General features: G+C 69.4%; 6 protein-coding genes. 1 reads left to right on the plus strand and 5 read right to left on the minus strand.

The features are described 5' to 3' along the window. Window positions 1–69 precede the first annotated feature (69 nt). The 4 genes from ACVOJ1_RS18865 to ACVOJ1_RS18880 all read right to left on the minus strand — a co-directional run bounded on the left by ACVOJ1_RS18865 (window position 70) and on the right by ACVOJ1_RS18880 (window position 3,348). On the minus strand, window positions 70–807 hold the full coding sequence (locus tag ACVOJ1_RS18865; protein ID WP_180875876.1) for an endonuclease/exonuclease/phosphatase family protein: 738 nt from the start codon (window positions 805–807) through the stop codon (window positions 70–72). A gap of 53 nt (window positions 808–860) precedes the next feature. Next, a complete protein-coding gene (locus ACVOJ1_RS18870) occupies window positions 861–1,688 on the minus strand; it encodes a thiol:disulfide interchange protein DsbA/DsbL (protein WP_053519866.1) in 828 nt (275 codons plus the stop codon). A 106-nt stretch (window positions 1,689–1,794) separates the two neighbouring features. Continuing rightward, on the minus strand, window positions 1,795–2,442 hold the full coding sequence (locus ACVOJ1_RS18875; RefSeq protein WP_053519865.1) for a thiol:disulfide interchange protein DsbA/DsbL: 648 nt from the start codon (window positions 2,440–2,442) through the stop codon (window positions 1,795–1,797). Window positions 2,443–2,547: 105 nt separating this feature from the next. After that, a complete protein-coding gene (locus tag ACVOJ1_RS18880; RefSeq protein WP_065175142.1) occupies window positions 2,548–3,348 on the minus strand; it encodes a c-type cytochrome in 801 nt (266 codons plus the stop codon). Between the two features lie 156 nt (window positions 3,349–3,504). On the opposite strand from ACVOJ1_RS18880, the gene yihA reads away from it, so the two are divergent. Next, entirely contained in the window at window positions 3,505–4,107 is a 603-nt protein-coding gene (gene yihA, locus ACVOJ1_RS18885) for a ribosome biogenesis GTP-binding protein YihA/YsxC (RefSeq protein WP_053519877.1), read from the plus strand. Window positions 4,108–4,174: 67 nt separating this feature from the next. Here the strand turns inward: yihA and ACVOJ1_RS18890 are convergent, their stop codons facing one another. Then, window positions 4,175–5,146, minus strand: a complete 972-nt coding sequence (locus ACVOJ1_RS18890) for an MBL fold metallo-hydrolase (protein ID WP_346480775.1) — start codon at window positions 5,144–5,146, stop codon at window positions 4,175–4,177. Window positions 5,147–5,431 lie beyond the last annotated feature (285 nt).

Here is a 5,431-nt window from a genome sequence, read left to right on the forward strand (position 1 = left end):
GGGGGGGGCGCGGGGGCCAAGGCCGGGGTTGTGGTGTCGCTCCCGCGGGTGCCCCCCCGGCGCTACCGATCAGCGCAGGGCGCTGGCCGGTACGTCGATGGCCATGGCCAGCGCCAGATGGTCCGAGAAGGCCGCCGGTACGGCTTCGACCGCGCGGGTCTGCAGGCTGCTGCTGACCAGGATGTGGTCGATGGCGCGGTCCGGGCGCCAGCTGGGGAATGTCGGCACGATGCAGCCTGGAGGCTGCAGCCGGGTCTTCTGGTACAGCACCTGCATTTCCGGCCGTTCGGCCAGGCAGTTGAAGTCACCCATCAGCACGGCATTGGGGTGGTCGGACAGCAGCTCGGCGATGAAACCGAGCTGTGCCATCCGCGAACCGGCACCCAGCGAGAGGTGGGCCACGGCCACGGCCAGGCCGTCCCTGCCATCACCGAACCTGGCCAGCAGCACGCCACGCCCGCCGATGCGGCCGGGCAGGGCGTGGTCCTGCACCTCCACCGGCTCCAGTTTGCTCAGCAGGCCGTTGGCACTGGATGCAACCCCGCCCATGCGCCGGTTCGGCTGGTGGCTCCAGTAGTTGAAGCCGGCACGCTGGGCCAGGTAGTGGGTCTGGTTGGTGAAGCCCGAACGCAGGCTGCCTGGATCGGCTTCCTGCAGGCCAACGATGTCGTGCCCACGCGCCAGTGTGGCAATCGCATCAAGACTGCTGCGCTTGCGACCCGCCGGCAGCGCATGTGACCAGCTGCGGGTCACATAGTCGCTGTAGCGGCGGGTACTGGAGCCGGCCTGGATGTTGGCCGTCAGCAGACGCAGGGTCCGTGTAGAGGGGGAATTCACGGCCGGGGACAGCTTCTCTTGGATCAGTGAGCCTGGGCCGCACCGCGCTCGCGGGCGATCAGGTGGTCGGCGATGCGCAGCATGTCCGGGAAGCTCTTGCCCTTCACCAGGTACTTGCCGTTGACGATGATCGACGGGGTGCCGCTGATCTGGCTGCGCTGCGCGAACTGCTTGGCCGAGTTGGTCTTGGCATTCACCGCGAAGCTGCCCATGGTGGCGGCGAACTGCTTCGGATCGACGCCGTAGCCGGCGTAGAACTTGGCGATGTCCTCGACCGAATCACGGCCGCGTTCGCCCTTCAGGGTCTTCTGCGAGTGGATGGCGGCGTACAGCGCCTCGTGGGTCTTCTCCTGCACGCCCAGCGTCTGCGCGGCATAGAAGGCACGGGCGTAGTCGTCCCAGGTGCCGCCGAACATGGCGGGCACGTAGACGAAGTTCACGTCGCCCGGCAGACCGGCTTTCCACGGGCCGACCAGCGGCTGGAAGGCGGCGCAGGCCGGGCAGACGTAGCCGAAGATCTCGACCACTTCGACCTTGCCGGCAACCGGCTGGAAGGGCTGGCCGTTCGGAATTTCCTGGTAGTCCTCACCGGCCACCGGCGCCGGACCGGTCAGTGCGGTGGTGGTCGGGGCCGGAGCGGCCGCAGGAGCGGCTTCGGCGGCCTTCTCGCCTTCGGCTGCCGGGGCCGCGCCTGCGTTGTCAGTGGCCGGTGCCGCAGCGGGGTCGGTGCTGGCCGGGGTGGTGGTCGGCTCGGCCGGGGCGGCGGAGGTGTTGGCGGTGCCGTCGTCGGCCTTGCAGGCCGCCAGGATCGGCAGCAGCGCTGCGAGTGCGAGGGCGTAGCGGATCTTCATGGAAGCGTCTCCAGCATCTGGAATGGTGGGGCCGGCGGCGGGCGCCGGCCAGGGGGAAATGATGACACGCGGCGGCGACAGCGCCGTGTCGGGAGTGGGCGTTGGTTCAGCGGCCGCGGTTGGCGCGGACCTGGGCGATCAGCGCCGAGGCAATGCGCAGCTGGTCGTCGAAGCTGTTGCCGCGGACCAGATACTGGCCGTTGATGATCAGCGCCGGGGTACCGGGGATGCGGGTGCGCTGGGCGAATGCCCGCGCCGCGTCGACCTTCTTCTGCACGGCGTCGCCCCGCAGGGCCTGGGTGTAACGCTCGGGCGCCACACCGTACGCCTTGTAGAAGGTGGCGAGCTCATCGGCCGAGACATTCTGCATCGGCAGGGTGCCCTGCTCGTGCAGTGCCTTGAACACGGCCGCATGGCTGCGCTTGGCGACGCCGACTTCTTCGGCGGCGTAATAGGCCAGCGCCCAGGCATCCCAGGCGCCCCCGAACGCCGCAGGCACCGGAGTGAAGCGAACATCCGCCGGCAGCTTGGCCGCCCAGGCTTCCAGCTGCGGTTCGAAACGCGCGCAGTGCGGGCAGGTGTAGCCGAACACCTCGACCACTTCGATCTTGCCGGCGAGCGGCTGGAACGGACCGGCCTGGGCGATGCGCTCGTAGTCGCGACCTTCGACCAGCGGGGCTGCGGCAGGGGCGGCACTGGCGGCCATCGGCAGCAGCACCAGCAGGGACAACAGCAGGCGGGGAATCAACCTCATCGACACGCATCTCCGTTGAAAAAGCAACGCCGGCGCAGTCGCCGGCGTGAAGGAAACATACCGCAGGCGCGGGCCGCGGTGGCGGCCCGGGCCGACCAGTGGCGGTCAGGGGGCGGCGGCCGGTCGTGCCGGCGTGGCTTCGGTGGCCACGTCGTCGGCCCGGTTGTGCAGGCCCTGCAGGTAGCTGGACAGCGCCTGCACTTCCTGTTCGGTCAGCTTCTGTGCCACCGCGGCCATGATCTGGAAGTGTGCCTTGTCGGTTTCGTTGGTCTGCCCGGCCTGGTACTCCTGCAGGCGGCGCGCGACATAGCTGGCGTGCTGGCCACCGATATGCGGGTAGGCCGGGCCCGGGTTGCCGGCGCCGCTGGGGCCGTGACAGGCCATGCAGGCCGGCAGCCCGCGCGACGCGTCGCCGCCGCGGTACAGCTGCTGGCCGATCTGGTAGAACTTCATGCCCTTGTAGGGGCCTTCGGTCACCGCCGTGTCGTCGGCGATGCCGGCGGTGGCCTTCTGCGTGGCGAAGAACGCGCCGATGTCGCGCATGTCCTGCGGGGTGAGGTTCTGCACGAACGGCACCATCGCCACTGCCGCACCGGAGCTGCGCTGGCCGTTGGCGATCAGGGCCATCTGCTGGGCGACATAGCGCTCGCTCTGCCCGGCGATGGACGGGTACATCTCGACCGTGGAATTGCCGTCGGCACCATGGCAGGCCGCGCAGGCCGCAGCCTTGCCCTGGCCAGCCTTGGCATCGCCCCAGGTCGTCTTGCTGAAATCCACCTCCAGCGAGGCGGTGTTGATCGGCCCGTTGTCGGGCAGCGGGGTCAACGTGGTCTGCGCGAACGCAGCGGCGGCAACAACGACAGCAGTGGCAAGGGCGGATACGGCAAGAACGCGAGCGTGGCGCATGCTAAAGCTCCGTATGGACCGGGCCGGGCGGTGGCCGCCGGCGTCGTCCGGATTATCAACGGCGTTTCCACGCACGGTCAACGAAGCAGTGCAGCAAAATCCCCGCTGGGGCCGTCGGCACGGGCGCGCGGCGCCGCAACATGCGATCCTATGCGCATGTCATTGCTCCTTGAACGCGCCCGTTACCACCTCTCGGCCCACAACGCGCGGCAGCTGCCGCCCGACGAAGGGGCCGAAGTGGCCTTCGCCGGCCGCTCCAACGCCGGCAAGTCCAGCGCCCTCAATGCGTTGACCCGGCAGAATGCCCTGGCCCGCGTCTCCAAGACCCCCGGCCGCACGCAGCAGCTGGTGTTCTTCCAGATCACCCCGGAAGCAAGCCTGGTCGACCTTCCCGGCTACGGCTACGCCAAGGTGCCGCTGGAGCTGCAGGCGCACTGGCAGGCCTTCATCGACCGGTACTTCCGTACCCGGGAGGCACTGAAGGGGCTGGTGGTGGTGATGGACATCCGCCACCCGCTGAAGGACTACGACCGCCAGATGCTGTCTTACGCCGTACAGCGCGGCCTGCCGGCGCATGCGCTGCTGACCAAGGCCGACAAGCTGGGCCGCGGCCAGCAGATGCAGACGCTGCAGAAGGTGCGCAAGGAACTGCAGTCGGCCTACGGCGACAGCGTCAGCGTGCAGGTGTTTTCCGGTGAGGACCGCACCGGCGTGGACGAAGCCCGTGCCGTGATCGGTGGCTGGCTGGGCCTGGAATAACCTCTCGCCCGCCGGGCATGGCCCGGCGCTACCAGATCGGTGGGGGCCGACCTTGGTCGGCACACCCTCACAATGGCGAATACTCCGCCGGCACCCAGGCATAGGCCTGGCCGTCCCTGCGCACGTGGCCCAGGCCCGGGAAAGGCAGATGCGCACCCGCCACCCACCACGCCCCGGCGGTGGCCTGCTGCAACAGACTGCGGCGGCTGGCCGTGGCCGCCTTGCGGTCCGAATCGGCCTCGAACGCGGCTTCCGGGTGGGCGAACTGCACCGCGTGGAAGTGCAGCACGTCGCCCCACACCAGCAGTGACTGGCCCTGGCTGTCGAACCGGTAAGAGACGTGGCCGGGGGTGTGGCCATGGGTATCCATCGCCAGGGCACCGCCGGGGAGGGCATCGCCAGGCTCGAAGGTACGCAGGTGGCCGCTGGCCTGATAAGGCGCCACGGCGGTTCGGGCGAGCGGGAAGGCAAAGCGCACGCCCTCCGGTGCGGTGGCTTCGCTGGCCGGGTTGAGCCAGTAGTCCGCGTCGGCCCTGGACAGCCACACTGTCGCGTTCGGATAGGCCGGCTTGCCCTGCGCGTCGAGCACGCCGCACAGATGGTCGGGGTGGGCGTGGGTCAGCAGGATGTCGTCCACCTCGGCGGGATCCACGCCTGCGGCACGCAGGTTGCCCAGTACCTGGCCCAGGCCGGGACCGAAGCACTGTGCGGTGCCCGTGTCGACCAGGGTGAGGTGATTGCCCTGGCGGATCAGGTAAGCATTGACCGCGGTCTGCAGGCCCTTGCTGTCTTCGGGGACATAGCGGCCTTCCAGCAGGCGGGTGACCAGCGTCGGCGGCACGTCGACCACTTCCTGCCGGCCGAGTGCGACCACGCCATCGAACAGGGCGGTGACCTGCAGGGTGCCGATGCGGTGGTGATAGACGCCGGGCATCTGCCGGGTGGGTGCGGGTGAGGTGGCTTCGGCGAGTGCGGTCAGCGGCAGCGCAGCCAGGGCCAGCAGCAGGGCGCCGCGCAGCGGCAGGTGATGCAGGATCATGAGGGTTCTCGATGGAGGACGGGCGGTTCCGTTGCGGCTAGCGTGCCGTGGCCGGCGTGCGCGCGGCGCTCAAACCGCTGCGCGGAATGCTCAGGGAAGGGAGTGTGCTGGCAGGGCTGCGCCCTGCACCCGCAGAGGCAACGGCCGAAGCAACAGCCGAAGCAACGGCAACAGCGGGCTGTCCGTGGGATGGCGGGGTGGGTCCGGCTGCGGGGGACGCCGTAAATACGTCCCTGTAGGCTCGGTCGCGCCATCCATGGCGCTCACGCCCCCGCAACCGGACCC

This window comes from Stenotrophomonas sp. STEN225 (assembly GCF_056756445.1).

Coding starts and splice junctions, on each gene's coding strand:
- ACVOJ1_RS18870 (WP_053519866.1), bottom strand. CDS start 1,688: ATGAAGATCCGCTACGCCCTCGCACTCGCAGCGCTGCTGCCGATCCTG.
- ACVOJ1_RS18875 (WP_053519865.1), bottom strand. CDS start 2,442: ATGAGGTTGATTCCCCGCCTGCTGTTGTCCCTGCTGGTGCTGCTGCCG.
- ACVOJ1_RS18880 (WP_065175142.1), bottom strand. CDS start 3,348: ATGCGCCACGCTCGCGTTCTTGCCGTATCCGCCCTTGCCACTGCTGTC.
- yihA (WP_053519877.1), top strand. CDS start 3,505: ATGTCATTGCTCCTTGAACGCGCCCGTTACCACCTCTCGGCCCACAAC.
- ACVOJ1_RS18890 (WP_346480775.1), bottom strand. CDS start 5,146: ATGATCCTGCATCACCTGCCGCTGCGCGGCGCCCTGCTGCTGGCCCTG.